Origin of the sequence: Williamsia muralis, from assembly GCF_051487485.1 — a bacterium.
Lineage (GTDB): Bacteria > Actinomycetota > Actinomycetes > Mycobacteriales > Mycobacteriaceae > Williamsia > Williamsia muralis_B.
Map to the genome: position 1 here is coordinate 487,178 of NZ_JAHVCV010000005.1, position 26,311 is coordinate 513,488.

The 26,311-nt window shown below is 63.5% G+C and carries 32 protein-coding genes and 1 pseudogene; 19 read left to right on the top strand and 14 right to left on the bottom strand.

Features of this window, described 5'->3' with window-relative positions; genetic code table 11:
• Positions 1 to 6: 6 nt before the first annotated feature.
• Complete coding sequence (locus KXR83_RS16555; protein ID WP_437425726.1) at positions 7 to 870, top strand: SDR family NAD(P)-dependent oxidoreductase; 864 nt, start codon at positions 7 to 9, stop codon at positions 868 to 870.
• A 13-nt stretch (positions 871 to 883) separates the two neighbouring features.
• Positions 884 to 1,954: an NAD(P)H-dependent amine dehydrogenase family protein gene (locus KXR83_RS16560; RefSeq protein WP_437425727.1), complete on the top strand. Its 1,071-nt coding sequence runs from the start codon at positions 884 to 886 to the stop codon at positions 1,952 to 1,954.
• Between the two features lie 8 nt (positions 1,955 to 1,962).
• On the opposite strand, the gene KXR83_RS16565 is transcribed toward KXR83_RS16560, so the two are convergent.
• Together KXR83_RS16565 and KXR83_RS16570 are read right to left on the bottom strand one after the other, a co-directional pair.
• Positions 1,963 to 2,358, bottom strand: a complete 396-nt coding sequence (locus KXR83_RS16565) for a hypothetical protein (RefSeq protein WP_437425863.1) — start codon at positions 2,356 to 2,358, stop codon at positions 1,963 to 1,965.
• Positions 2,359 to 2,411: 53 nt separating this feature from the next.
• Complete coding sequence (locus KXR83_RS16570; RefSeq protein WP_437425728.1) at positions 2,412 to 2,939, bottom strand: TetR family transcriptional regulator; 528 nt, start codon at positions 2,937 to 2,939, stop codon at positions 2,412 to 2,414.
• Positions 2,940 to 3,010: 71 nt separating this feature from the next.
• Between KXR83_RS16570 and KXR83_RS16575 the strand changes: the two genes are divergently transcribed.
• From KXR83_RS16575 to KXR83_RS16595, 5 genes and pseudogenes are all read left to right on the top strand, one after another.
• Positions 3,011 to 4,249 (top strand): NAD(P)H-dependent amine dehydrogenase family protein, encoded by a 1,239-nt coding sequence (locus KXR83_RS16575; RefSeq protein WP_437425729.1) that lies wholly within the window; start codon positions 3,011 to 3,013, stop codon positions 4,247 to 4,249.
• 158 nt (positions 4,250 to 4,407) lie between these two features.
• Positions 4,408 to 4,791 (top strand): annotated as a pseudogene (locus KXR83_RS16580) (cytochrome P450); the annotation flags it as partial.
• 32 nt (positions 4,792 to 4,823) lie between these two features.
• Positions 4,824 to 5,936, top strand: a complete 1,113-nt coding sequence (locus KXR83_RS16585) for a dihydrodipicolinate reductase (RefSeq protein WP_437425730.1) — start codon at positions 4,824 to 4,826, stop codon at positions 5,934 to 5,936.
• Positions 5,933 to 7,942 (top strand): molybdopterin-containing oxidoreductase family protein, encoded by a 2,010-nt coding sequence (locus KXR83_RS16590; protein WP_437425731.1) that lies wholly within the window; start codon positions 5,933 to 5,935, stop codon positions 7,940 to 7,942. Before KXR83_RS16585 ends, KXR83_RS16590 begins: the two co-directional genes overlap by 4 nt.
• A 93-nt stretch (positions 7,943 to 8,035) precedes the next feature.
• Entirely contained in the window at positions 8,036 to 8,212 is a 177-nt protein-coding gene (locus KXR83_RS16595) for an Lsr2 family DNA-binding protein (protein ID WP_437425864.1), read from the top strand.
• A gap of 128 nt (positions 8,213 to 8,340) precedes the next feature.
• Here KXR83_RS16595 and KXR83_RS16600 read toward each other — a convergent pair whose 3' ends face one another.
• The 3 genes from KXR83_RS16600 to KXR83_RS16610 all read right to left on the bottom strand — a co-directional run bounded on the left by KXR83_RS16600 (position 8,341) and on the right by KXR83_RS16610 (position 10,294).
• Positions 8,341 to 8,853: a hypothetical protein gene (locus KXR83_RS16600; protein WP_437425732.1), complete on the bottom strand. Its 513-nt coding sequence runs from the start codon at positions 8,851 to 8,853 to the stop codon at positions 8,341 to 8,343.
• On the bottom strand, positions 8,850 to 9,656 hold the full coding sequence (locus KXR83_RS16605; protein ID WP_437425733.1) for a hypothetical protein: 807 nt from the start codon (positions 9,654 to 9,656) through the stop codon (positions 8,850 to 8,852). Before KXR83_RS16605 ends, KXR83_RS16600 begins: the two co-directional genes overlap by 4 nt.
• A 122-nt stretch (positions 9,657 to 9,778) precedes the next feature.
• A complete protein-coding gene (locus KXR83_RS16610) occupies positions 9,779 to 10,294 on the bottom strand; it encodes a hypothetical protein (protein ID WP_437425734.1) in 516 nt (171 codons plus the stop codon).
• Between the two features lie 374 nt (positions 10,295 to 10,668).
• On the opposite strand from KXR83_RS16610, the gene KXR83_RS16615 reads away from it, so the two are divergent.
• The 5 genes from KXR83_RS16615 (at position 10,669) to KXR83_RS16635 (ending at position 14,598) form a co-directional block, all read left to right on the top strand.
• Positions 10,669 to 10,986, top strand: a complete 318-nt coding sequence (locus tag KXR83_RS16615) for a mycothiol transferase (RefSeq protein ID WP_437425735.1) — start codon at positions 10,669 to 10,671, stop codon at positions 10,984 to 10,986.
• 478 nt (positions 10,987 to 11,464) lie between these two features.
• On the top strand, positions 11,465 to 12,277 hold the full coding sequence (locus KXR83_RS16620; protein WP_437425736.1) for an ABC transporter ATP-binding protein: 813 nt from the start codon (positions 11,465 to 11,467) through the stop codon (positions 12,275 to 12,277).
• A 3-nt stretch (positions 12,278 to 12,280) separates the two neighbouring features.
• The gene (locus KXR83_RS16625) at positions 12,281 to 13,042 is read left to right on the top strand and encodes an ABC transporter permease (RefSeq protein ID WP_116914671.1); all 762 of its coding nucleotides are present in this window, start codon (positions 12,281 to 12,283) and stop codon (positions 13,040 to 13,042) included.
• 15 nt (positions 13,043 to 13,057) lie between these two features.
• Positions 13,058 to 13,873 carry a MerR family transcriptional regulator gene (locus KXR83_RS16630; RefSeq protein WP_437425737.1) on the top strand — a complete coding sequence of 272 codons (816 nt, stop codon included), beginning with the start codon at positions 13,058 to 13,060 and terminating at the stop codon, positions 13,871 to 13,873.
• Positions 13,874 to 14,148: 275 nt separating this feature from the next.
• Positions 14,149 to 14,598: an Hsp20/alpha crystallin family protein gene (locus KXR83_RS16635; RefSeq protein ID WP_437425738.1), complete on the top strand. Its 450-nt coding sequence runs from the start codon at positions 14,149 to 14,151 to the stop codon at positions 14,596 to 14,598.
• A gap of 104 nt (positions 14,599 to 14,702) precedes the next feature.
• Here KXR83_RS16635 and KXR83_RS16640 read toward each other — a convergent pair whose 3' ends face one another.
• Both KXR83_RS16640 and KXR83_RS16645 read right to left on the bottom strand, forming a co-directional pair.
• Positions 14,703 to 14,936 (bottom strand): hypothetical protein, encoded by a 234-nt coding sequence (locus KXR83_RS16640; protein ID WP_437425739.1) that lies wholly within the window; start codon positions 14,934 to 14,936, stop codon positions 14,703 to 14,705.
• 267 nt (positions 14,937 to 15,203) lie between these two features.
• On the bottom strand, positions 15,204 to 15,998 hold the full coding sequence (locus KXR83_RS16645) for an ANTAR domain-containing protein (protein ID WP_437425740.1): 795 nt from the start codon (positions 15,996 to 15,998) through the stop codon (positions 15,204 to 15,206).
• A gap of 385 nt (positions 15,999 to 16,383) precedes the next feature.
• Here KXR83_RS16645 and KXR83_RS16650 point away from each other — a divergent pair, with 385 nt between their 5' ends.
• From KXR83_RS16650 to KXR83_RS16660, 3 genes are all read left to right on the top strand, one after another.
• Positions 16,384 to 16,542, top strand: coding sequence for a hypothetical protein (locus KXR83_RS16650; protein ID WP_437425741.1), 159 nt, complete (start codon positions 16,384 to 16,386; stop codon positions 16,540 to 16,542).
• Positions 16,543 to 17,274: 732 nt separating this feature from the next.
• The gene (locus tag KXR83_RS16655) at positions 17,275 to 17,709 is read left to right on the top strand and encodes a hypothetical protein (protein WP_437425742.1); all 435 of its coding nucleotides are present in this window, start codon (positions 17,275 to 17,277) and stop codon (positions 17,707 to 17,709) included.
• A complete protein-coding gene (locus KXR83_RS16660) occupies positions 17,702 to 18,043 on the top strand; it encodes a hypothetical protein (protein WP_437425743.1) in 342 nt (113 codons plus the stop codon). The genes KXR83_RS16655 and KXR83_RS16660 overlap by 8 nt, the downstream gene beginning before the upstream one ends.
• A 70-nt stretch (positions 18,044 to 18,113) precedes the next feature.
• On the opposite strand, the gene KXR83_RS16665 is transcribed toward KXR83_RS16660, so the two are convergent.
• From KXR83_RS16665 to wrbA, 3 genes are read right to left on the bottom strand one after another with little or no spacing between them, the layout of a single operon-like run.
• Entirely contained in the window at positions 18,114 to 18,527 is a 414-nt protein-coding gene (locus tag KXR83_RS16665) for a hypothetical protein (protein WP_437425744.1), read from the bottom strand.
• Positions 18,524 to 20,044 (bottom strand): MFS transporter, encoded by a 1,521-nt coding sequence (locus tag KXR83_RS16670; protein ID WP_437425745.1) that lies wholly within the window; start codon positions 20,042 to 20,044, stop codon positions 18,524 to 18,526. Before KXR83_RS16670 ends, KXR83_RS16665 begins: the two co-directional genes overlap by 4 nt.
• A complete protein-coding gene (gene wrbA / locus KXR83_RS16675; protein WP_437425746.1) occupies positions 20,041 to 20,655 on the bottom strand; it encodes an NAD(P)H:quinone oxidoreductase in 615 nt (204 codons plus the stop codon). Before wrbA ends, KXR83_RS16670 begins: the two co-directional genes overlap by 4 nt.
• Positions 20,656 to 20,742: 87 nt before the next feature.
• Between wrbA and KXR83_RS16680 the strand changes: the two genes are divergently transcribed.
• A complete protein-coding gene (locus KXR83_RS16680) occupies positions 20,743 to 21,384 on the top strand; it encodes a TetR/AcrR family transcriptional regulator (protein ID WP_437425747.1) in 642 nt (213 codons plus the stop codon).
• Here the strand turns inward: KXR83_RS16680 and KXR83_RS16685 are convergent.
• Positions 21,365 to 21,556 carry a hypothetical protein gene (locus tag KXR83_RS16685; protein ID WP_437425870.1) on the bottom strand — a complete coding sequence of 64 codons (192 nt, stop codon included), beginning with the start codon at positions 21,554 to 21,556 and terminating at the stop codon, positions 21,365 to 21,367. The two genes, KXR83_RS16680 and KXR83_RS16685, sit on opposite strands and share 20 nt — an antisense overlap.
• Between KXR83_RS16685 and KXR83_RS16690 the strand changes: the two genes are divergently transcribed.
• Complete coding sequence (locus tag KXR83_RS16690; protein ID WP_437425748.1) at positions 21,473 to 21,724, top strand: DUF6924 domain-containing protein; 252 nt, start codon at positions 21,473 to 21,475, stop codon at positions 21,722 to 21,724. The two genes, KXR83_RS16685 and KXR83_RS16690, sit on opposite strands and share 84 nt — an antisense overlap.
• A gap of 14 nt (positions 21,725 to 21,738) precedes the next feature.
• On the opposite strand, the gene KXR83_RS16695 is transcribed toward KXR83_RS16690, so the two are convergent.
• The 3 genes from KXR83_RS16695 to KXR83_RS16705 all read right to left on the bottom strand — a co-directional run bounded on the left by KXR83_RS16695 (position 21,739) and on the right by KXR83_RS16705 (position 23,897).
• Positions 21,739 to 22,377, bottom strand: a complete 639-nt coding sequence (locus KXR83_RS16695) for a DUF6461 domain-containing protein (protein WP_437425749.1) — start codon at positions 22,375 to 22,377, stop codon at positions 21,739 to 21,741.
• 39 nt (positions 22,378 to 22,416) lie between these two features.
• Positions 22,417 to 23,034 (bottom strand): DUF6461 domain-containing protein, encoded by a 618-nt coding sequence (locus KXR83_RS16700; protein WP_437425750.1) that lies wholly within the window; start codon positions 23,032 to 23,034, stop codon positions 22,417 to 22,419.
• Between the two features lie 68 nt (positions 23,035 to 23,102).
• Positions 23,103 to 23,897, bottom strand: coding sequence for a hypothetical protein (locus KXR83_RS16705; RefSeq protein WP_437425751.1), 795 nt, complete (start codon positions 23,895 to 23,897; stop codon positions 23,103 to 23,105).
• A 359-nt stretch (positions 23,898 to 24,256) separates the two neighbouring features.
• Here KXR83_RS16705 and KXR83_RS16710 point away from each other — a divergent pair, with 359 nt between their 5' ends.
• Both KXR83_RS16710 and KXR83_RS16715 read left to right on the top strand, forming a co-directional pair.
• A complete protein-coding gene (locus KXR83_RS16710; RefSeq protein WP_437425752.1) occupies positions 24,257 to 25,765 on the top strand; it encodes a hypothetical protein in 1,509 nt (502 codons plus the stop codon).
• A gap of 33 nt (positions 25,766 to 25,798) precedes the next feature.
• Positions 25,799 to 26,116 (top strand): hypothetical protein, encoded by a 318-nt coding sequence (locus KXR83_RS16715; protein ID WP_437425753.1) that lies wholly within the window; start codon positions 25,799 to 25,801, stop codon positions 26,114 to 26,116.
• Positions 26,117 to 26,311: the final 195 nt, after the last annotated feature.

Below are 26,311 nucleotides of genomic sequence, written 5' to 3' on the forward strand. Positions count from 1 at the left end.
ACACCGATGGGTTCACTTGACGGAAAGATTGCGATCGTCACCGGCACCAGCCGCGGCGTCGGGGTCGGCATCGCCCACGAACTGTTGCGAGCGGGCGCCACCGTCGTCGGCTGCTCGCGCAAGCCGCTCGACACCATCCCCGGTACCGACGAACATCCAAATTGGGCGGACCGCTCGGCGCAGCTGGTGTGCGACCAGGGCGACCACCACGCGATCGATGCCATGGTGCAACAGGTGGCCGACACCTACGGCCGCATCGACATCCTGGTCAACAACGCCGGCGGGACAGTACCCGCGCCACACGCCGAAGACATTCCCGAACTCGTGCAGAAGATGCAGGGCGCGCCGCGCAGCGACGATGACTACGAACGCACTGTGCTGTTCCACGCGTTCGCCATCCAGATGAACCTCACCAGCCCGCTGTGGTTCGCCATCAGGGTATATCGGCAGATGCGGCGCCAAGATGGCACCGGTTGCATCATCAACATCTCCAGCGGCGCCTCGCACCCGGCCGGCTCGCCGACGCTGGTGTCCTATGGCGCGGCCAAGTCCGGCCTGAACCATCTCACCCGGTCACTGGCCGAGGAATGGGGACCGCACGCGCGCGTCAACGCGATCGCTCTTGGGCCACACATCACCGAGAACTTCCGCTCGTTCGTGCTGCCCAACGACGATCCCACCGGCGCCGGATACTTCGCCAGAATCCCGCTACAGCGAGGAGGTGAGCCTGCGGAGGTCGGGCGCACCTGTGTGTTCCTCGCCGGTGGCGGGGCCGATTTCATCAACGGCACCACGATCGAGATCGATGGCGGCATGATGCCCGGCGTGCTCTACGAAGCCGGTTTGAAGACAATCACCGATCTGCTCTGAAGGGACGATTCTGATGAAACGCAGAGTGATTCAATTCTCCACCGGCAACGTCGGCGAGCATGCCCTGCGCGCGCTGATCGGCCGGCCCGATCTCGAACTGGTCGGCGTGCACGCCAACGGAACCGACAAGATCGGGCGCGACGCCGCCGAACTGTGCGGGCTGACCGCACCGACCGGCATAACCGCGACCGACGATCTCGACGCGCTACTGGCGCTGGACGCGGACTGCGTCGTCTACACCACCCAAGCCGAAACCCGGCCACAGGAGGCCGTCGATGAACTGACTCGGTTCCTGAACGCGGGCGTCAACGTGGTGGGCACCTCGCTGGTTTGGATGGTCGCGCCCCAGCATGCCGATGCCTGGCTGCGCCAGCCGCTGGAGCAGGCCTGCAAGCAGGGCGACTCCACGTTGTACGTAAACGGCATCGACCCCGGCTTTTCCGGGGACACCTTGGCGCATGCGGCGCTGAGCCTGTCCACGCGGGCCACCGCGGTGACCGTGCAGGAGATCTGCGACTACGGCAGCTACGACGACGCCGAATTCACCGGCGTCAGTTTCGGATTCGGCACGACACCGGACCACACGCCGATCATATTTGCGCCCGGCGTCTTGACGTCGCTGTGGGGCGGACAGGTGCGCACCCTCGCCGACAACCTAGGCATCAAACTCGACGAGGTGCGCGAGCGCCACGAAAAGTGGGTCGCCGAGCGACGCATCGATTGCACAATGATGACGGTTGAACCCGCCCAGGTCGCCGCGGTGCGGTTCGGCGTCGAGGGCGTAGCCAATGGTGACGTCGTGATCACCATGGAGCACGTCAACCGGCTCACCGATGCCGCCGCGCCGGACTGGGCCTTCCCGCCTGACGGGCGGCCTGGCGTGCACCGCGTCGTCGTGGACGGCGATCCCGGGGTCGAGATCAACACCCACATCGGGATAGGCGTCGACCACAACCAGGGGGGCGTCATCGGCACAGCAGCGCGTGCGGTCAACGCCATCGACGCGGTCTGCGCGGCTCCGGCAGGCATCCTCGCCGCACACAATTTACGGCCGACCGATCATCTACGCGGCACCATGTGGTGACGCCAGTTTCAGGGTAAGTCGGTGGCCAGCAACGTCATTGGCAGGCCCAGTACCGTCATCTCCGATTCGTCGAGTGCGAAGCCGTCACCGTCTCGATGCTGGCGGAACCGGGTGATCGCCCCATACCGGGCGGCCACCTGCTCACCGGCAGCCATGTCGGCGACCCGGATCGCGACCGAGTAGACGCCGTCGCCGCGGGAGGCGAGAAACTCGGCCACCGCGCTGCTGCGTCCCGCCTCGGTGTCCAGCGGGCTGATCAGCTCCACCCCTCCGGTCCAATCCACCCTCACCTGCAAACCGACGTCTCCCAATTCGACGGCGGTGAAGGTGAATCCGACTTCGGAAAAGAACGCAGTGGCCGCCTCGAACCGCTCGCGGTCAACGGCATAGATCACGTGATGCATTCTCGGCGATGCGGTCACATCGGCCTTTCCGACGGTGCAAAGGTGGACATCTTTCAGACCCCGACGATGCTCTGGATAGCCTGGCCGTAAACCGCGACGACCGCGGCGGGATCGTCATCGCGCAACGCTTCATCGGACATGCTCAGCGACTGCAGCAGCCCACCGACCTGGGCGGCGATCAACCTCGCACGCAGCACCGGATCCGGCCCGGGTAGCCGCTCCCTTAGCAGCTCGATGAACGACGAGTCCACGATCTCGTAGAGCCGCGCCCGCACCGCCGGGCTGTCGGACGCCCGCACCAACGTGGTGTGCACCCGCAGCATCTTCCCCGACGCGCGACTGAGCACGAAATCCACCAGCCGGGTACCGAGCGTATCCAACGGGCCGGCCAACACGTCGTCCCAAAACCCTCGCACCGGGAGCGTTTCGAGGAACAACTCCTCCTTCGATCCAAAGTGGCGGATGACCAACGCCGGGTCGACGCCGACGTCCGCGGCGATCGCGCGCACCGAGGTTGAGGCGTAACCGTCGCGCCAGAACCTTCGGGCCGCGCAGCGCTTGATCGCTTCGGCGGTCGTCATGGACCGACCGCGTCGAGACGCCGCGTTTGTGGCTGCCTGCGCCATCGTGGTCCTCCTAGGACTCGAAGTGAATGCCCATCCTGCCCTCAGCTCCCCATCTGGTCAACACTGTTGACGGGCATGGGGTCAACGGTGTTGACTTGGCGAGATCATCCGCATCTGGGCAGGAGCTGTGCACCATGACCAATCCATTGGACAACATCGATAAGAACTACAAAGTCGTGGTCTGGGCGACCGGCCGGGTCGGTAAGCTGGCCATTCGCTCGGTTGCCGGCCGCCCGAATCTGGAACTTGTTGGAGTGTGGGTCCATTCGGAATCCAAGGACGGTCAGGACGCCGGCACGCTCGCCGGGATCGACCCCCTTGGTGTCAGCGCAACCCGAGATAAAGACGCGATTCTGTCCGGTGACGCCGACTGCATCATCTACACCGGGCCGGCGACCAACCGTCCACGTGAGGCGTTCGAGGATTTCTGCAGGATCCTACGGGCGGGTAAGAATATCGTGACGACGTCGGTGCCGGGGATGGTCTACCCGCGTGGCTCGTTGAAGCCCTCGACGCTGCAGCGGGTCGTCGATGCCGCCCGCGAAGGCGGCAGCTCGATCTATTCGACAGGCATCGAGCCTGGCTTCGGATGTGATCTTTTCGCGGTGGCGCTGTCGTCGATGTCGAACCGGGTGTATTCGGTTCGCGGCTTGGAGATTACCGACTACTCCCGCGACAGCACGATCTACGAGATGCGCGAGTTGTTCGGCTTCGGTCAACCGCTGGACTATCAGGGCGGCGTGATGATCCCGGGCGTCATCAAATTCGGTTGGGGTGCGGCGGTGACGATGGTCGCTGAAGCGTTCGGGGTGCAGCTCGACGAAGTTCGTGAGGACTGCAAGTTCGCGCCTGCGCCGCGCCGACTCGAGACGCTCTCCGGGGTCATCGAGGAAGGCACCGTGGGCGGCGTCTGGTTCCGCTGCATCGGCGTGGTGGACGGCCATGAAGCCATCACCATCGAGCATGTCGACCGGATGGCCGACGATATCGCCCCGGATTGGCCGAAGAGCCGCGCCGGCGGAATTGACGGAGTGTGGCGCGTCATCATCGAGGGCGAGCCGAGCTTCGATGCCGAATTCGAGGTCGGTTTCAACGACGACGAGGACTCCACAGATCACGGCTTGCTCGCGACTGGCATGCGGGCCATCAACGCCATCCCGTGGGTATGCGCTGCCGAACCCGGCCTTGTCGATGCATTGCGCATCCCGCTGACCCCTGCCATCGGGTCGCTGCGTCTGAAAGGAGAAGGCATCCGGGCAATCTGACTGCATCGCATGTCTTCAGCACACGTCAATCCATTCCCGAAAGCCAGTTGCTTCGGCGATCGACAGGAGGCCAACTGTACCGAGCCCGTGGTGCGCTTGCCGGCCTCGCTCGTCGAAGTACCCAGCAGGTCAATTCACCACTCGAACAGGGATCGACAATGACACTTGACACCGGACCGCGGAAACGGCCAGATGTAGACCTGACCGACGGCACGTTCTACGCAGACAGCAGCACTCGCGATGCGTACCGGTGGATGCGGACCAACGAGCGCAACCCCGAGTTGTTCTCGTCCACCGGCGGCATCCGGCCCGACCAGCCCGGGATGCCGTACATGATCGAGATGGACGATCCCGCCCATCTGTGGCGGCGCAAGTTGGTCAACGCCGGCTTCACCCGCAAACGGGTGATGGACAAGGTGCCCTCGATTGAGCGGCTGTGTGACACGCTGATCGACGCCGTGTGCGAACGCGGAGAATGCGACTTCATCCGCGACATCGCCGCACCACTGCCGATGGCGGTCATCGGCGACCTGCTCGACGTGTACGGCATTCCGCACGAACAAAGGCCAATCCAGTGACTGAGGCTGAGCAGCGAGTGCTCCGCGTCGTGCAATGGACGACGGGCAACGTGGCTGCGGAGGTCGTGCGTGCCCTCACGAGCCGACCGGATATCGCTGTGGTCGGCGCATACGCCCGCTCGCCCGAGAAAGTCGGGGTCGACCTGGGCGCGCTGTGCAGTCTGGGAACGGACCTGGGCGTCTGGGCTACCGCCGACGTGGATGCCTTAGTCGAGTTGCGGCCTGACTGCGTGGTGTACACGCCCCTGCACTTCAACCTTGCTGAGGTGCAACGCATACTACGAGCCGGTGTCAATGTCGTCACCAGCGCGGAATTCCTGACAGGCGTCAATCTGTCCAGCAATGACCGTGCAGCGCTCAACTCTGCTGCGCTCGGCGGTGGCTCGAGCATTTTCGGCAGCGGAATGAACCCGGGGTTCGTGCAGCTTGCCGCCGCGGTGGCCAGCGGTGTCTCCACGGACGTGCGCAGAGCAACAGTAGTGGAGTCCGTTGACGTCTCCGAGTTCATCGGAGATGCCAACTTCGCTGGGGTCGGATGGGGTCGACCCAAGAACGCGCCCGGCCACGTGGAGGACGTACGCGCCGGGACGGCGGTGTTCGCCGAAGCGGTTGACGTGTTAGCGCGCATGCTGCGCGTCGAACTCGACGAGATTTCCTGTTCGGTCGAGTTCGCGCACGCAACAGAAGAAGTGGTCGCAGACGGCGTCCTGATTCGCGACGGCCATGTCGGCGGTATCGAGGTCAGATGGAGCGGACATCAGGCTGGCCAGGAGGTGGTTTGTGTCAAGCAGCGATGGGCCGCCACGCCGCTGCTGGAGCCAGCATGGCACATAGAACACGGCTACGTCATCGACATTTCTGGCGACCCGAACGTGCGCATGAAGATCGACCTGCTGCCCACCGATGCAGATCTCGCCGATTGGTCAACGCAACGCATGCGCAACATTGGCCTACGGATCACCGCCGCACCATTGGTGAACGCCATTCCGGCGGTGTGCGCGGCGCCGCCCGGCATCGTCACCTACGCTGAACTTCCCGCGATTGCAGCGCTTCTCGCACCCGAGTCCGGAGCACGCCACAGACGGTGCACCGACGAGGTGACCGCATGATCCGAAAGTCCTTCTGCCGAATCTGCACATCCGCATGTGGGGTGTTCATCGAGGTCGACGACGAAGAGCATGTGCTCAGCGTCCGCGGCGACGCCGATAACCCACTCTCGCGCGGCTACACCTGCTCCAAGGGCCGGGCCATGGGACACGGCCACCACCGCGAGGACCGGCTGCTGTATCCGAAGATACGCAACGGCGTTGCAATGGAGCGGGTTTCGTGGGATGAAGCGCTTGACGACGTCGCTGCCAAGCTGCGCGCCATCATCGACGAGGCCGGACCGGACGCCGTCGGCATCTTCCTCGGCGGCGGCGGGTACCTCGACAGTGCCGCCTACGCGACCGCGCAGCTGATGCGCAAGGCACTTCGCACTCGCTCCTACTACAGCGACATGACGATCGACACCGTATCCAAGATACTCGTGGGCGAGATGATCGGCGGCTTTGCCGCTTTGCCGCGTCCGGACTTCGGCCGCTGCCGAATGACGATTTACGTCGGCACCAATCCCCTTGTCTCACATGGACACACCGCGATGCTGAACAGCCCGGCCGTGCGGATGCGGGAGTTCACCACTGAGGGGCAGGTGTGGGTGCTCGACCCGTGCCGCTCGGAGACCGCGGTCAAGGCGACGCGACACCTGCAGACCAGGCCGGGGACCGACTACGCGGTGCTGGCCTACCTGGTGCGCGAGCTGCTGCGCGATGGCGCCGATCGCGAATACCTCGACCGGCACGCGCAGGACGTCGAGGCGCTGGCAGCGGCCGTCGAGGGCTTTACGTGCGCCCGGGCGGCGGCGATCAGCGGCATCGCGACCAAGGGCCTGGAAGAGTTCCTGGCCGCAGTACGGCGCGCCGGCAGGGTCAGCGTCGAGTCGGGCACCGGCGTGTCAATGTCGCCTGCGGCCAACGTGACCGCGTGGATGACCTGGGCGCTGATGATCGTCACCGGGTCACTCGACCGCGAGGGCGGCGCCTGGTCGAATCCCGGCATGCTCACCCAGCTCGACAACCGCCGCATCCCGACTGCCCCGGAGGAGGGGTTCCGCGGGCCCGGACCCGCGAGCCGCCCCGACCTGCGCTCGGTCGCAGGCGAATACCCTTGCTCGGCAATGCCGGACGAGATCGAGAGTGGTAACCTGCGCGCGCTGATCAATCTCAGCGGCAACCTGGTCACCTGCATGCCGGGAACCGAGCGGATCACCGACGCGCTGCGACAACTCGAGGTCCTGGTCACGGTCGAGATCGTCGACAACGCGACGACGGCGCTGTCCACTCACGTGTTGCCCGCCAAGGATCAGCTGGAGCGTCCCGATGTGTCGCTGGGTACAGACCTTTCGTTCCCCGAGCTCGGTGCGCAGTTCACCCCCGCGGTGGTAGCGCCGCGAGGTGACGTCCGGTCCTACTGGTGGATCCTGACCCAAATCGGAAAGCGGATGAGTCAGGACTTCTTCCCCGGAGTGAACCCAGACACCGCCACCGACGACGACGTGGTGGCGCTACTCGCGCTGGGCGCGCGGACGCCCATCGACAGCAGCGGCGAAGCGAATTATACGGTGGCGGGGCCGCGGCCATTTGGCTGGCTGCAGTCACGAGCCGACGAGTTCGGGGGCTGGCGACTGGCACCAGGCCCGCTCGTGGCTCAGCTTGCAGCGCTGGCACCCCCATCCGAGCTGGTACTGATCTCGCGACGGCAGAAGCAGCACCTCAATTCCCGCAAATCGGCCAGTCCCGACACCGGGTGCATCTACGTCAATCCCGACGACGCCGCCAAACGAGGCCTGGGCGACGGGGACATCGCGGTCATTCGAAGCAGGCACGGACAACTCAAGGGCCCCGTGAAGATCGATCCCACCCTTGTGTCCGGTGCCGTTTCGGTGCCGCACGGCTTTGAGGGCAGCTTCAACGTCAACCAGCTCACCAGCGCCGAAGACATCGATTCGATCACCGGGATGCCCGTCTTCTCGAACTTGCCTGTAGAACTTGCTAGAGCGGGCAACCCCTGGAGGTAGTAGCACTTTGATACCAGCACAATCAATCTCGAGCGAATCGAGGCTGGGCACATATCTGTGGGAGTGTTGTTGGACAAGTCGGTTCGGATCGACATGGGACGAGGTTCGGCGGCTGGCGGCGGGGTTGCCGCTCCCACGAACACGGTTACGTCGGCACGAGCTACGGTCGGCGATGTGCGTTCCTGGGCCTTGGCTAACCATTGCAACGGCGTGGGAATGCGTGGACGCCTGTCCCAGAACATCATCGAGGCATACAACCGAGCCCATTGAGTGCGGTCCGGGCACCCGTACCTGGCGCCGTAAGCAAAATTGAATCCATCGTCGTGGGCTCTGCATTTCGTCACTGGTAGCGAAATGCGTTGCGCGACAATTTGTTACGCCGATAATAGATATTATGTCTAGCGGTGGGTGGCTTTGGTGTCGACGGTGAGAGCGTTGAATCGGATGTCGTGTTCTGCGGGGATGTCGCCGGCGGGGGTGTAGAGCGGCGACCCGCTGTAGTGGATGTCGAACCATCCGGGTAGTGGGGTGGGTGTGAGGTGTCGGCGCTGGATGATGTGTCCGGCGCGGTCGACGAGGCGGAGTTGGCCGGTCGATTCGGTGCGGTAGGTCAGCCACAGGTAGCGATCCCACATCAGACAACCATGCAGGAGCGCCTCGCCTGCGGTGTGGTCGCCGGGGAGCATGGTGGTGAATCCGTCGCCGAGGTCGGCGACCCATTCCACGTGACCGTTGTCGCTGGCCCGGCTGATGACAGCTGGCACGTGGGAGCACACCGCCGCGGGTAGTAGTTGGTTATCGAGGATGGCGGTGCGGGTGTCGACCCAGAAGGTCGTGGGCGTAAACAGCTCGCCGGGTTCGGGTCGGTCAGGGAACGGTTCGAGGTCCTCCAGGAGCCACAGCTGAGTCATAGTGGCTCGTCGAGCACCAGGACGACGAACAGGTGCCGGTCGACGTCGGCGGCGGGAACGCCGGCGCCGGCGTCGATATAGGCGGTGAGCCCGACGAGGCCGAGCCCTCCATTCTGAACCGCTTGGCTCACCTGTGTTGCGACGCCGGTGACGACACCGCGCGCCTCGGGTGGCCCGTTGCTGATGGTGGCGGTCGGATCGTCGAGGTCGACGGTGATGCGATCACCAACGCGAGGGATGGTGGGTCCGAACGCTATTGGGGGAGCTGTGATGTGAATGGTGCGCCGCGCGCGCTTTTGCTGCACACGGAATTCCGCGACCTGCTCCACTGTCGGTGCAACGAGCAGCAGGTCGGTCAGCGTGACGACGGCACCGCCGGGTTCGCATACCCCGTCGGGGATGCGCAGTGGCTCGGGGAACTTGTCGACTCGCGCGGCCGGGACGAGGGTTTCTGCGGCGGTCGGGTCGGCTGGCGAACCGAGATAGATTTGGCTCAGCTTGTCGATGGTCGCTGTTACTTCGACACCGGGTTGACCGTCGCGGTGCCAAGACAACCAGATGCCGACAGGCTGCTTGTGGGGGTCGCCATAGCTCGGGTCCCACCGCGCGAGGCCGCCGTGCACGACGATCAGGTCTCGCGTACGGTCCCAATCTGCTACGGAGACAGGGGATTGGTGATGTGAGGTTGGGTGGGCGGTCAGGGTACCGGCGATGGTGGCGCCCACCTCGGGTGGTGTGCGGCAGCATCCGTACTCGAACGGGGCTACCCGAACGGTCAGCGACGGCGGCGGGGGTGTTGTCACGGATTCACCGGGAGATCGACGATCCGCAGCGCGAAGGCAGCGGGTCCCAGTGCACCTGGCCAATGACCCTACGTCCGGCGGACGTCCTGCGTCAAGTAAACGGTTCTGGCGGTTACGTTTCGTCACCGGTGACGAAATAGGTTGCGGCACAACGGCTGCACCGATAAGCGGCGATAGTACGTCAGCTGGCCGAGGGGGGCGACTACTTCCAGTGTTCGGGGTCGGGTCCACACCAGGTTGTCACCCCGGAATTGCAGACTCAGTAACCCGCCATCGTCGTCATGTGGCCAGGCCACATTGGTGTGGCCTGCCGCGTCCTGTGTGAGCTCTGCGAGCCACTGGGTGACTTCTGTGGGTGAATCTTCCATCCGCCATGTCGTACCGCCACCGAGACCGCCGGTCGACTTGTCGAGAAAGATCCAGACGTACACAGTGGTGTAGCCGTTTGCGTCGGGTTCACGGCTGATTTCCCAACTCACACGGCGCGCGGCATTGCTGTACTGGCGCCGACCGAGATCATGGCAAATGCCACGTAAAGCCTTCGACCAAGCCTCTGGGACCTCGACGTCATCAACAGCTCTGGCGCCGCCGTTGGGCGTCCACTCGATTGCGAACGACTCTGTTTCGGTCGACCCCATCTAGTGACTCTGGCACACAACTACGTTGGACGCCTCTACTTTCGTCACTGGTGACGAAATGCGGTGTGCTGCAACATTTTAACGCCGATAAGATACCTTATGTCAAGTAAACTTGACAACGTGCTGGCGAGAGTGGTTGTCGGCCCGCTGTGGTGTCATGGGTCTGTGGTGCTAAACCGCCCTGGATTTTCCCGTGATGTGTTAAGCGTGATTGGAACGTGAGTTGAACGCACCTTTGCCTGCCTGGGCTGACGCCCTGCGTGGCCTGATCATCGAGACCCTCGACGGCCTCGGCGCCGTCGCCGATCAGATCGGCGACGAACTCATCAACGTCGTCCCGCCGCTGCCGCAGGCCAATTTCGGGATACGGGATCGTGTACCACTGCACGCAGGTCGTCCTGTTCTGGGCGGGCAGCGTGATCGGTGGCGAACGCATTCCCCGCGACCGTGCCGCCGAGTTCACCGCGACCGGAACAGTCGCAGGCCTGCACACGGCGCTCGACGACGTCGCTGCCCGATTGCCGGCTTGGATCGCGATCGCCGCTACCGACGGAGTTCGCGACCGGACCGCGGCCGGATCCCGCGCCGCGACGGCCACCCCGGAGTATCTCCTTGGCCACCTGGTCCGGGAACTGGCCCAACACCTCGGGCAGCTCGAGATCACGCGCGACGCCATCGCGACCGGGCCGTAAGGCCGTGCTCCGGCGCGGCTGCTCTACCGCACGAGGACATGCATGCTTCTGTTCTGAGTCAAGTGACGAAATGCGTTGCAGCACAACCTGTGGGCCGATGAGATAGGTCATGTCAAGTAACCTTGACGGCGCGCTGGTGGGGTGCTTGCCCGAAGAGCGGTTCGTCGGGCCGAGGTGGTGGCACGAATCTGCGGTGTGTTTGAACTCAGGTCGTCACTTGCTTGTGCCAGTCATGCGTGCGCGGGCGGCGACGAGGGGGTCGACGGCCACCCTTGACATTGACCCATGGTCAACCTTTCATCCTGTTTCACATGAGCGCTCACGCAGTCAGCGTGAACGCTTCGACAGGGAGGTCGACCATGCCATACCCGTACACATTCGGCGGTGTCACTCGATGCGGTGACCGCTGCAGCAGTCTGCATGACACCACGGACGATGACTTCAAATGTCCTCACACTCAGCGTGATCGGGCACTCGCATGCCGATAGTATCGGATGCCGATCGGGCCATTCGTGTAGAGAATCTTCGGAAGTCGTTCGGTGAGCTCGAGGTGCTTCGAGGCGTGGATTTCGATGTGGCGCGAGGCAGCATTTTCGCGCTTTTGGGCTCGAACGGGGCGGGCAAGACCACCGCCGTGAAGATCTTGTCGACGTTGCTGCGACCCGACGGAGGTTCGGCCGTCGTCAATGGTTTCGACGTCACTACGCGACCCGGTGATGTGCGCGAGTCGATCAGCCTCACCGGACAGTTCGCCGCGGTGGATGAGATCTTGACCGCGCGGGAGAACCTGGTCCTCATTGCAAAGCTCCGGCACCTTTCAGACCCTGCGGGCACCGCAGATGCCCTCTTGGAGCAGTTTTCGCTGGCCGACGCGGCTTCTCGGAGAGTGTCGACGTATTCAGGTGGGATGCGCCGTCGTCTGGACATCGCCATGAGTCTCATCGGAGATCCGCCGGTGATCTTCTTGGACGAGCCGACGACCGGGCTTGACCCTGAGGCGCGCGTCGAGGTGTGGCGGACCGTGAAAGAGCTCGCCGGGCGCGGTACAACCGTTTTGCTGACCACGCAATATCTGGAGGAGGCGGAACATCTCGCGGACAGGATCGCCATACTCCATCGTGGTCGGATCATCGTGAACGGTTCACTCGATGACCTCAAACAGCACCTTCCTCCCACAAAGGTTGAGTACGTGGAGAAGCAGCCGACACTCGAAGACGTGTTCTTCGCCATCGTCGGTGACAAGTCAGACACGACACGGGCTGCAGAGCCTCGACCGACGACCAAGGATTGACTCATGGCCATTCAGTCTCTAGGGGACACCGCTGTCCTCACCGGACGCACATTGCGTCACGTCACACGCAGTGTGGACACCATCATCACCACCGCGCTCATGCCGATTGCCATGATGCTCATGTTCGTCTACGTGTTCGGAGGCGCAATCGACACCGGTGCAGTCGAATACATCGACTACATGCTGCCCGGCATTCTGCTCATCACGATCGCCTCTGGCACCTCCTACACTGCATTTCGACTCTTTCAGGACGTGCAGGGCGGCATCTTCGAGCGTTTCCGTTCTATGCCGATCGGCCGATCAGGGGTGCTGTGGGCACACGTGCTGACCTCACTGGTCTCCAACATCATCTCGTTGGTGATCGTCGTTGTGGTGGCTCTGCTCATGGGATTTCGTTCCGCCGCGGGGATGCCGGCCTGGCTCGGAGTTGTCGCGATCCTGCTGTTGTTCACGCTTGCGCTGACCTGGATCGCGGTGATCCCCGGGCTCACCGCGACATCGGTGGAAGGGGCGAGCGTGTTCGCCTACCCACTCATCTTCCTGCCCTTCGTCAGCTCAGCATTTGTGCCCACCGAGACCATGCCCGGCCCGGTGCGATGGTTTGCCGAGAATCAGCCTGCGACGTCGATCGTCAACGCGATCCGAGAACTTCTGACCGGTCAGGCTGCGGCCTCGGACACGTGGATCGCGGTGGCGTGGTGTGCCGGTATCTTCGTCATCGCATACGGTTTCGCGGCAATCACCTACCGGCGGAAGATCGGCTGAGGCAGTCTGAGACCCATGCTCACCATCAGTCAACTGGCCACCTACGCGGGTGTGACTGTGCGGGCCATCCGGCACTATCACAAGATGGGGCTGCTGGCCGAGCCCGTGCGCGACCACTCCGGGTATCGAAGCTATGACGCAGCGGCGGTTGTCAGGCTGATCCGAATCCGCACATTGGCCGACGCAGGTGTGCCACTTGCCCGGGTGGAAGAGTTACTCGACGCAGAGTCGGACGAGTTCGCCGAGGGGCTGACCGAGATCGACAGAAAGCTACGCGCCGAGATCCGCCGACTTCAAGACACTCGCAAACGGCTGACCCGTCTCGCCGCAGGGGATCACTTGGCCCTCCCGCAGAGCGTGGTCGATTATCTGGATCGGTTGCGCGGTCTCGACGTTGAGGAACGCTACATCGAGATGGAACGCGACGCGTGGATCATGATCGCCGCCCAAGTACCGGACCAGATCGACGACATAATCGTGTCGAAGCACAGGCAGCTGGACGACCCGGATACCTTACGGCTCTACAGTCTGCTGAGCGATGCGTTCGATTGGGCCGTCGATGATCCGCGAGTCGATGAGGCGGCCGAGATCATCGAGCGCCAGATGATCGCGGCTGTGCAGGCAGGCGAGATCGAGGTCGACGGACTCGACGACCCGTTCATCAATTTGTTGGACTCCACCACTTTTGATGCTGCGCCGGTCATGAAAGCAATTTTCTCGAACCTCGAGAAACGAGGATGGAAAGGGTGGACGCGCATCGAACGGGTACCAGCCGACAGACTCGACATGACGCCCTTTGGTGTGACGCCTGCCCAGTCGAGCGGTACCTGAGCGGCTGGACGGGTTACCGCCGCCGGTATCGCCGCAGCTGGTCGGGCATCGCGTCTGCTTCGCGCTGTGCGCCCTGTTGAAGCTCGTCGTCATTCTCTGGGTAGCAGGTGACGGGAGCCTTGCTGACGGAACGTTTTCGGGATCGGGGGGGTCTAGAACCGGTGGTGGGGTCTCGGACGTGCGGAGGCTTGTTGAGTCTGGGAATAGAACTTGAGTTTGATTCGCTCAATGGGGTGTCACTGTTTTGGCTCTGTGCAGGTAGGAGGTTGATGACAATGGCTGTTCCTGCTCGTCGTAACACTGCTGTGGCGCAGTGGAATCCGTTCCGGGAGCTCGATGATTTCCACACCCGGATGAACCAGTTGATGGAGTCGGCCTTCGGCGGGTTCGCGGGTGTGGACTCGTGGGTTCCGCCGGTCACCGTCGAGGAAACCGAGTCGTCGTTTGTCGTGGAAGCTGAGGTTCCCGGGGTGAAGCGCGAAAACCTGACTGTGGACGTTCAGCGCAACGAACTGTCGATTTCGGGACAGATCGACGACAGTGATCGTGAGGGCGTGGTGCACAGCTCCACGCGTAGAACGGGTTCGTTCTACTACCGTACGACTGTTCCCGGGAACGTCGACGCTGACTCAGTCAGCGCCACCCTAAAAGACGGTGTCCTGCGGGTGGAGGTACCCAAAACCGAACCAGTGCAGGGCAAGCGGATCGAGATCACGGCAGGCTAAGGCTCTGCGGCACACAGGGGGCCTCGGCCAAGGCCCCCTGAGTGGCGATTGCGCCTCGTGCCCGGTCCGCGCCGACCCGGGTGGTCGTGTTGAGTGCGGCCGTGTCAGAGCATGGCTGCAGCTAGCGCCACCACACACGCCGCGAGGGCGCCAGCGATGAGGGCCACTGCCACGCTGCTGACGAATAGTCCCGCGACCGTGACCACCGTGGCCGTGGTGGCCGTGAGGATGGCTGCGGTACTCATCCGGATCGGTGCATCGACCGCGTCGGTCGGCGTGTCATCACGGTGTATCAAGGGCGCCGATGGATCGCGCTCGGGTGGGTAGTTCAAGGCCATTGGTTCTCCGCTCCACACGGTGGGCCGCCCAGATGGGCAGGGTGAGTCGGTGAACCAGCGTCAAGGGTGCAGTGGCGGCCGGGATTCACCAGGGAACCGATCAACGGGTGAATCGCCGCAGGTAGCTGAGAAATGAGCGGCGGCGCCTGCCGCGGATGCAGGCTGCTGGTCGGGCACGGCTGGTGATCAACCGTTGTGCGTAGCCTAGGTATTCGGTGCGCCACCCGCAACATATGCGCTGCTCTGGTCGTTCGCGCACAGACTGGCTTACCAGTTGTCGGAGTCGTGGTGGCGGGTCGCCAGTGTTTGGGCCAGGGTGGTGAGTTTGATGTTGAGCTGCTGGGACGTGCGGCGCAGGACGTCAAAGGCTTCGTCGGCACTCATGTTGCGTTTGGCCATGAGGATGCCTTTGGCCTGCCCGATCACATCACGGCTGTCGATCGCTTGACGCATGCGGGTGGCGTGTAGCTCGGCGGCGGTGGCGGCCGAGGTATGGGCCACGGCCAGGGACGCATGGGTGGCCAGCAGCAGGGCCGCTGTGTGGTCGTCTTCGGTGAACCCGCGTGGTTGCCGCGTGTACAGGTTCAGGGTCCCAGCCTTGGCTGGTGCCATGGCGTCGGGGTGCAGGGACGTCGACATCACCGCGGAGATGCCCAGTTCGCGGGCAGCGGTGGAGAATTGGGGCCAGCGTTGTTCCGTCGCGAGATCGGCTGACTCGGTGAGGCCGGTGCCGTTGAAGGTGACGGACTGCAGCGTGGGTCCTTCATTGAGTTTGTGCTGCAGGTCGTCGAGTTCGATGGCGAGGGGGTCGGTGTAGGCGGGTGTGTGGAAGATTCCGTCGGGTCCCTTGATGCTGACGCTGGCGACATCGACGTCAGCGATGACGTGTCGAGCCGTGTCGACGACTTGCTGAAGTACCTCCCCCACCGACTTGATCTGCAGCAGTGCCCCAGTCAGGGTGGCGAACTCCCGGGCGAGGCGACCGAAACCGACGCCGGCGTCCGAGTCGGCTGCATCAACAAACCGTTGTTTGTCTGCGCTCCAACCAAAATTCTCTGACATTGTCCGCTCGTTAGGTCGCTGTGGAATCCCAGGGTGTGAGGTTCAGGACGAGGACACCGATAATACCGGCAACTGACTGCCGGTTGACCGCCGTCAGCACCCGGGTGATTGCTCACTGGTACCGGATCTGGCCCCATGTCGCCGCTGCTATGGCCCTGCTCGCCGCCGGCAGTCATCGTCGCCTAGCCGTCGTGGCCTGTACACGCATCAACACTCAGTTCCTGTCGGGCCGAGCGACATTGACAGTGGGGGGATACACCCACCCATCGACCGCGAGCGTGATCGCCGCGCGGACCGGTGGTGGCATCGACTGTTCGCCGGTGTTACAACCGACGGGGTTGACCCACCGCAGGTGGGTGGATTCGAGTCGACAGGAGGTGACACCATGGACCGCATTTTCGACACCACGGTGTGCAATGAGGCAGACCGTGCTGAACAACAACTCGAGCTCTCAGAGGACGTCAGCGGCACCGACGAATATCCTTACACCGATCATTCCAGTGCAGGGCACATTGTTGGTCGCTCGACGCGATCGGTTTGGTGACCCGACGTGGCCCGGCCATCGTCAGACGCGTGCCAGGTTCCGTCGTCCCCGCAGCGGTCCCGGCCCCACCAGGGCGGTCGGCCGGACAGCGCGCTGGACTTGTTCGAGTTCGCACTGCGCTGGTATCGATACGGAGGTGGGCCGGCAGTGGAGATCCTCACGCGGTTTGGCCTCGATCCTCGCACCTTCTTCTCCTGGGAACTCGACTACTTGGAGACTGACCCACCTACGCCGGTACGCCCACAGGTCGTTGGCGCGATGAAATCGGTTGCACGCAAGAGGCTCTGGCTCCTTGGCCCTTAACCCAGATCGGCTGTGCCAGCGACGGGTGGCTGCGATGGACCACCTGCTTTTGCACACCCGGTGGGCAGAGTTAAACTACGTGCAACGGTTGATCACCAGCCGTTTTCCGAGCGCCGGTCGATCAGAGCTGCCGATGTGTCGGTGCTCTCCCGTGTGTGATACGACTGTGGGCAGCGGCCTGGCGGCTGTGAATCGACGGCTTCGCCTGTGTCTGAGGTTCATTGGGCAACCCTCTGGTCTGCTGTCATCTGCGGTGGTGTCAGCCACGCGGGCGCTTGGATTCACTCAAAGTGCGTCCCTGAGTGCGCACTACTTCGACCTTTAGGGGGCGCACGTGTCCACGCCGCTATGCAGCGAAACTGCCAGTCTCGCTGCATTGTTGAACCTGACAGCACTGTGGGTGGCCGCGCACCTACGGACGGTGCCGGCATGTTGAAGGGTGAACGCGTGCCGCCCTGGCAGTGGTGCACCGGCCCCGAGGCCACCAAGGCGTCACCGCACGACATTTCGCCCTCGCCCCTCGCTGCCTCCACCGCCTGGCCGGACGCGCCCGCACCACAGGCTCGGACCCAAGGGCGGCGTTTCCACCATCACGGCCAAGCTGCCGGCACACGCGGTCCCCACCGGCCGGCCGGCTGCGATGCCACCGCCGAGGTCGGCAGGGCGACTGTCTGCGACCTGCTGGTCCTCGCGGCGGCGATGTTCGCGATCGTCGCCTTCCCGTTGTGGTTGTTAGCCGGCAGTATCGGGGCGGGACTCGGGCAGATCGGGGCGATCGCGGCGGCTACCTGTACGACGCTGTCGCCCGTTGGTCTGGTCGCTCTGGCCTGGTGGATTCGCGAGGGCGCCAACAACAATGGATGACGTCGTCGTTGCACAAACACACCCTGCTGCCCAGGCCCAGTCAGGCGTATCCATGGTGGAACGGCTCATCGCGATCAACCCTGACCGGTACGGGCTGCTGGTGGCGGCCACATGGCTGTGGACACGGTTTGATGACGCCCGCAACGCGGTCTTGGTTGGTGAGTTGGCGGCACGCGATATGGCCCCGGAGGACATGAGCAACCTTAAAATGGTGGAGCAGGCACTCCGCCTTGCATGCCTGGAGGCGCCGGACATGGTGCGCCGCTGGTGCTTAGGTGAGGACCAGCTATTCTCCCACCCCTGTCCGCCGCCTCAGGCCGACCAGGTCGCCTAACTCCGCCGCCCCGATTCGCATCACTTGCCCGCCTGATCGGGGGTGGGAGTCAGCAGCGATGAACGGTAGCTCACCAGGGTTGCGGTTCGGGGAGCGCTTTTTGCCTCCGCACGAAGCCGACGTGGTGCGCTCCGGTGAGGTGTGCGACGCCGTCGGCGAGCATCGACGACAGGCCCTCGGCCACCGTGTCATCGGGCTCGCCGTACACCTGCAGACTCTCGACGGTGCAGTGCTGCATGACGTCGCTGATGTACGGGTCTGACAGGCTCCAGTGACGCAGCACCGCTGCCGAGTCCGGGTACAGCTGAAAGCTGTGCGCGATCATCTCTGAGTCGTCGATGAACACCTGCACGGTCAGTTGCGGCCCGTGCTGCTGCACAAACTCCACTGCGCGGCGCACAGCCTGTTTGAACTCCTCGAGGTGGCCGGGGGTGATGCGCATGGTGTTGTGCATCAACAGGGGTGTGCTCTGCGTGACTGTCATGACTCCTCCTTCATCATTCTCGGTTCGCTGGTATCGGGATGTGTTCTGCAGGCAGAGACCGCACTAGTGTCGGATACCCAGCCATTCGAACGGTGTATTCGCTTCTGTGACCGTTGAGCTATCAGGGCAATGCCCATGGCTGCGGTGAGCAGGAGCAGCGCTGCGATGAGACCAGCGTGTGCGTAGCCTGCGACCGCGGCCTCGACTGGTTCGGCTCCCCTGGCCAGTTCGGTGCGGGTGGTTATCGTCATCGCTGTGGCCAGCAGGGCGGTGCCAGTGGCGGCACCGATCTGTTGTGCGGCGTTGACCAACGAGCCGGCCACACCACTGTGTGGTCCGGCTCCGGCGGTGGCGACCTCACCGGCGGTGATCATGACGAGGGTGCCGCCGGCGCCGAGCAAAAGCATCGCCGGCAGAACGTGGGTGCTGTAGCGGCTGCTGGGCTCGAGAGCGACGAAGGTGGCGATCGCGGCCGCGGTCAGCATCAAACCTACGGCGAGTACCACCGCTACCGGCAGCCGTGTGCGAACGCGGGGGAGGGCCCAGGTGGTGACCACGGCACCCACCGCGAACGGCAGGAAGGCCAGGCCAATCTGTGTCGACGACAGACCCAGGACGGTGTGGAGAAGCGCTGTGAGCACATACATGCCAGCGAACATGCCAATACCTACCAACCCCGAAGCGGCATAAGCGATTACCCGCAGACGGTCGCCGAGCAGTGACGGCGGTATCAGTGGCTGGTCTTTGCCGGGCAGGGTCGCGGCGAAGATGCCGATTCCAGCCGCCCCACCAACCAGCAGGGCCACGGTGCCGGTGTGGCCCCACCCCCAGGCGGTCGCACGATCGAGTCCCAGCATTATCGCACCCAGTGACAGGCAGATCAGGATCGCGCCACCGACGTCCAGGTGCGCCTGCGTCGTGCGGGGACCTTCCGGTGCGGTGTGGGCGATGCCCGCGGCGAGCAGCAGCGCGATCGGGACATTTACTAGAAGGCACCACCGCCACGATGCGAGGTCGACCAGAACGCCGCCGGCCACGAACGATCCCGCGGTGCCGATGCCCATGACCACACCCAACGTGGTGAAGGCGATCTCGCGGCCACGACCGCTGGGGAAGATTACCGACATCAGCGATACCGCAGTTGCCGCGACCAATGCGCCCGCCGCACCCTGCGCAAGGCGCGCCGCCAGAAGCACGCCCGGCTCGGGGGCGAGGCCGCCAAGCAGGGACGCTGCTGCGAAACCCACCAATCCCGTTGTGATGCAGCGTCGTAGTCCGACAATGTCGGCGAGTCGACCCCCCAGCACCAGGAGAGCCCCGAATGCCAACGAATAGAAGGTGACCACACCCTGGGCCTGCCCGTGCGACAGCAACAAGTCCGTCTGAAGGTCGGGCAACGCGACGTTCATGATCGTCACCGACGCAAACACCAGGAGGTTCGCGCTCGTGAGCAGGCCAAGGGCGAACCCACGCCGGGCACCGAGTGCGGCGGGAGTGGGGACGGCGCTCGAGCTCATGAGACCGGCTCCTTGCAGGTGCTGACGGCCTCAGCGAGCGCGGCCAGGCGTCGCCCCTGAAAACGTGCCAGATCCAGGACATCACTATTTGGCGGACCGTCACCACCGACGCTGCTGACCCCGTACGGGTTGCCGCCTGCTGCGTGGGCAAGGTCCTGGTCGACATAGCCGGTGGGTACGACGATCGACCCCCAGTGACAGAACGTGTGATACAGCGCGAGCAGCGTCGCCTCATGACCGCCGTGGCGTTCGTAGGCACTGGTGAAGCCGGTCGCCGGCTTATCGGCGAGTAGGCCGGCCTGCCAAGCGGCGCTCGTGGAGTCGATGAATTGTTTGAGCTGGACAGCCGGTTGCCCGAACCGGGTTGGGGTGCCAAGGGCGAATCCATCGGCCCACACCAAGTCCTCCACCGTCGCCGTCGGTATATGCGCTGTTGCCGCGAGGTGGTCGCGCCACTGTGGATGTCGCGCTATCACCTCATCGGAAACGATCTCGGCGACACGGCGAAGGCGAACCTCGGCGCCGACGTCACGACAGCCCGCTGCAAACGCTTCCGCGATTGCATGGACCGACCCGGTCGAGGAGTAGTAGGCAACGGTGATACGGGGCATCTCTCCCTCCTAGATCCATATTATGGAATTACATTCCACAATATTAGTGATCTAATGGCGGGTGGGCAACAGCGTGGAGGAGTCGGGATGACGGTGCGACGAGGACGGCCTCGCAATGACGAAGCCAGGACTCAGGTGGTCCGGACGGCGACCGAGTTGTTCATACAGCACGGCTATGTGGCTACCACCCTCACCGATATTGCCGCGGGCGCCGGAGTGGCGGTGCAAACCATCTACTCGACGTACTCATCCAAGGTCGGAGTCCTTGCAGCTGCCCATGACGTGGCACTGGCCGGCGACGACGAACCGATTCCACTCGCCGACCGGGCGTGGTTCGGCCAACTGGCTGCCAGTGCGAGCGCTCACGATGCCTGGCACGTGGCGTTAGCGGAGATGCATCTCAGGACAGCTCGCGTGGCTCCGCTGTACCGCGTGATGCTCGCGGCCGAGGCGGACGCCGACGTGGCCGCGCTGATGGAGACGTTGCGTTCACAACGCAACACCTTCAGCCACCTACTCGTCGACCAAATTCTCTCGCGGCCCGGCGCCGAACACGCCGACCGTGAACGACTTGCTGCTGTCATCTACGCGGTTGAGTCGGTCGAAACCTACACACTGTTCGTCACCGAAGCAGGTTGGACCCTGCAGCAATGGCGCGACTGGGTCCACACCACCGTCGAGCGAGAACTCGTGCATGGCCAGAGCAGCATCATTGCTGATACGGACTGACTTCTCCGACGAACAGGCGTGAACCGATATCCGCCGGCGCGCGACGACTCCGGTCCTGGTCGCTGGCGGCGATGAGTTCCTGGCTGACGTGCGCGTCGTCGACGACCCGCAGTTCGAAGGTCTCGAGGCAGCCGAGTTGGCTGCCGCGGGTGCCGATTCGAGCCCGGGGCAAGTAGCCTTCCTGGTCGACGACACAGCTTCAATTCGGCCTCACCCCATCGTGGCCGTCGAGCTGACAACGGGACAAACTTTGCGGGTCCTGGTGATGTCCCTGTGGGTTATTGAAAACAACATGTCAGGGGAAAGCCTCTGTCGCAGTATGTCGAGAGACATCCGGTAGGGACGCTTCTACGCTCAGTCGCGCGCAGCGGCTTGGACTAGCCCAAGTATAAATTCGTTGCTGTGGAGCATCTCTGGGCGTACGGGGGTTCCGGTCACCCGTTCGGCTAAGGCGAGGGTGGCTTCGTTGATCGGGACGTCGCGAACATCGCGGGTCATGGTGGTGTCGAGGCCAACTTCACTCATGTCCTGGAGGTGATCGTCGGGGTGAGCACCGGTACGGCCGGCGCCTGGCCCCAACGGTTCAAACTGCAGTTCTAGGGTCCCATCGATCCACCACCAGAACTGGCTCAACCCCACCGCGCAATAGCACGACACGACTTGCCGGCCACGGGACATCGGCTTCATGTGCTTCGAGGTGACGCCGATAAATCCGGCGCTTTCGACCATGAGTGCGGTGGTGCCAATAGCAGTAGCTGCTACGAGCGTCTTTCCGAACGGGCCTCCTCCGCGCGTGTCCCAGGCTTCGCCTGCCCGAATGTGGAGGTCGTCGACGCCTCTCACTGTGGACGTGTGCTCGGCCTTTAGCAGGGTTAGGACCTCGACGGGTGTGGCATCGGTGATGTGCGTGAAGCAGTATCCGACCTCCTGCCACACCGCGAAGTCGTCGGATGTGAGCCATGCGTAGTCGCTGTATGTAGCGGTCGAAATCATAAGCAAAGATCCCTAACTGGGCGGACGGCTTCGTGGGTGTTACGACATCTCAACGCGAAAGACTGAGAATGCGGTGTCGGCAATCGTGCGTGGTTCCAGCTGCACGCCTGTAAATCGATCCGACAGGGCGAAAGCTGCTGCGCGGCCGTGCTGCTGCCCATCGACCGGATCCTCTTCCGGTTGATCGAATCCGACTTCTTGCATCAGCGAGGTCAACGTGGACAACATGTCTGGGTCCGCGGCCCACAGATCGGCGATACCTATTCCGGGGTCAACGCTCGCTGCGAGCCGCCCGTCCATGTAGAGCTTGAAGCTGTGGCTGAGGTTGCCGTCGCTGTAGTGGTGGCTGACGATCCGCCGGCCCGTCGACATCGGAATGACGATTTGGCGGGTGATCCCGACGTACCCGTTGACCTCGTACATCGCTGTCCACGAATCGATTTGGAGCAGCCCGACGAGCAACCTGTCTGGATCCCAGTCGCGGTAGGAATGCTCGTGCAGTTCGGGGAAGCTCAGCGACCCGAGATCTTCGATCACCGGCAGCTGCGCCCTGATGTCGTCGACACTCGAATCCTGCACGAGTGCAAGGCAGAATGACTGGAATTCGAGGTTGCGTTCAGTCCAGAGATAGTCCTCGTACGTTGCTGCTTCACCCATGCAGCCACTGTAGAGATGCACCAGCCACAGCAGAATTAGCGGCGATTGACAACCCCTATCGGTAATTGTCAGGACGAGGTCGATTCGTCGCTGCGGGCGTAACGGGGTCGGCGGTGAAACGCAGCCCGTAGCTCTTCGTCATCCATGATGTAAAACTCATTCGCGACTCGATGCGCGATCCCCGGATTGATCCTCAAAAACGCGGCCTTGAGCCCGCAGGGGTCGTCCACGTTGCAGACAACGCATTGCTTGCTGTCGTTCTCGTTCATGTGATCCCTGGTGAGCCTGACCAGTGCCTCAAGCCAGCGATTGCGAGCTGCGTAAAGCAGTTGCAGCCGCCGCTCGGGATCGTCGGCGGTCATCAACGAACTGTCCGACCCGCTGCCCGCTCCCCATACCGCGATCTCGCCGACGAGACCTCGGTCGAGTTCTGTCAGCGTCCGCTTCGTCAGGCACGGAGTTCGTTGGCTGCATACGCCGCACCGGCCGGTGCCGTCGTCGGCGATGTGATCCTTCGTCAGCGCGACGAGTGTCCTGCGAGTTTTGATCAGGGAAGCCATCGCGGTCTCGATCTGGGCCTCGAAGTCGACGGGCGGCTCTGGTGGCGGCCCCTGCTTGATTGGACGGACCGGGGTCGTCGCCACGTGTCGGAGCCACTCGCTTCGCTGTTGAGCCTCTCGGCGGTCAGCGCTCACGTAGCGCAGCAATGCCTTCTGGTCCTTGACCGACAGCATGGTGTGCTGGTCATTGGGCCTGACCTTGGCCTTTGTGCGGTAATCCCGGAACTGTGGCCGCGTCAGTCCGTAGTGCTTGCAGAAGTCGCGAACGGACCGACGCGTGAGCGGTGGTTCATCATCAGGCAAGGGGGTTACCTCCTGGTTCGTTGCGCGACCAAGACATCAGCGACCCCGATGTGGCGGAACCCCTACTGCGTGGCGAGGCCCGCCCTCTAGGCTGTAGCTGTATAGCCAAATACGCGTCGGAGCCCTGTCGGAGTCCGCTCTGGCAGGGCCTCGGCGTCTCTCGGGCAGATCGAAGAATCTGCTGCTCACAGGGTACGGCTCACCGCCGACACCGGTGCGCACGTTGAAAGACGCGTCCGCACCCGCGACCCCGAGACCAGAAGTATGAGGAAACAGCCGCGATCATGACACTGACGTAGATTCCGATTTGTGGGCGCCGAGACCGACCGAAATTAATGACCAACACCACTGGAGAAAGCGTGTCCGAGCGACGTCGCACGTTGACTGTTCTGGTCGATCGGACCGCGATCTCAGACGGGCAGATCGATCCGCCCGAGATTGGGGCGGTGACCTCATTCCCGCTGCTGTTCACCGAGACCCCTGCAACTGCACCCGACGCGGTCACCGTGCGGGGCACGCTCGAACCGGCAGGCCGCGGTCCGTCGCAGTGGCGCGACGTCTGGCAATGGAGCGGATTGCTACGTGGTGACGGGTGGACGGCGACTTGGCACGGTCGACGCCCGCTGGCCGGTCGAGTTGAGGTGACCGGACAGTTCATGGGGGTGATGGGGATCGACGCCACCGGATGGGTACGCGGGCGAGTGACCAGCGTGCAGATTGCTAGCACTTTCTGGGAACGCGTCGACACTCGTGAGCGGTGGGCACCCGTGGCCGGGCGTCGCGAATACAAGACAGTAAAGCGGGCTCCCCGCTTCTTCTCCGATGAGCGCATGTTTAACAACAACCCCCCAGCGCCGGCTCGTGCTGACATCGGTGTGCTGATCACTCTTGATCTCGACGACGTTCCTCCGCTCCCGCTGCGGCCCAGTCTCGTTGCCGGCGACATTTCGGCCAGCGGTTCACATGTGTGGGTGCTCGATCGACTACTCCCGACCGCGATTCGCTTAGATGAGACCGGTGTCAGCACAACACATCTCTTTCCAGCGGCAGTCGCGCCGGGCCGGTCGATATGGGCCACACCCGCCGGCTGCTGGATCAGTGGACCCGACGGCACGTACCGAATCGAAACCACAGCCGAGATCGGTCGTCAGGTGAACGAGACCCCAATCGTGGCCGGCGCCGTGAACGGTGAGGTTCTTCTCGCATGCACCAACGACCAACCGTGGCTCCTTCACACGCCCATCGGCAAGCCCGTCGAAGTTAAGACGCCTGAGGGTTCACCGATCGACGCAGTTGCCGACGGGAGTACCTTCGTCGTCCTGCTCCGCCGCAGCGCCTCTAACTCGAGGCGCTATCAGCTCGTCAGAATCGCAATGAACGGCACATGCGAGACCGGCCCGCTACTGCCGGCCGAAGGTGACCCCTATCCTTCTGACCCTGGCCTGCTCGGCAATCCGCTTACGGTGGCCCACAAACACACTTTCACCGACATCACACCCGAACTCACCGCCGCCGACGATCGACACGTCCCACGCCAGTTCTTTCGAGCCGGAACCGTCGGCGACTACATCTGGACCATCGGCCATCCGCCCGACAGAACCAGCCGTTCATGGTGGCCGCTCGCAGGACCGACCTCCTACGACCACAGCCGTGGACAATTCTGGCTGCTGACCATCCTCGACCGCGCAACCTTGCAACCGGTGCACACCGCACCGGTGTTCACATCTCAACCTGAGTTGGCTCAAGACGATCACGGAACCATCTGGCTCACCGCTTCCGGACTGATTCAGCACATCGTCGAAGTCGGTAGCACCATGGCGTGGCCCGAGACGGTCGAGATCACCGACAGTCGGCCGCCCTCCACCTAGCGGACACCAACGAGTCTGAGCGAGACTGGTGCGATGAGTCCTTCCGACTACCCCGACGACTGGAGACCAACCGCCGACGACGGCCCGATCACCCTCACCGTGCAGGGCGAGACCTTCCAGGTCACTGTCAAGCCCGACGGAGGATGCTCCTACAAATGGGCGTCGGGCCCGAACCCGGGATACGGATTCGGCTCAGGCGCACCAGCAATAGCGCGGCGAGGAGTCGGCAGAAGCACGTCATCACTCCCCCCGGTTCCGACACGCACCATTGCCCAACACCGCACACCGATCCGAGGCTTCCTCGCCGAAATAGACCCCAACACCGGTTACATGACCGAGGCCCCGCAGTAGACCGACACCTGAGCACTTCACCCGACGTACCGAGGTGTTGTCGCTTCAGCTAAAGCTGTTGTTGGACAATAGCTGTCGCCGGTAATAGATACTATGTCGCCTCAAGGCAGTCTTGACGAGACCATCCCCCGGCAGTCGGTGGCGAACACCCTGCAGCAGCTGAACCGAGTCGCCGCAATTCAGCCACACGCAATC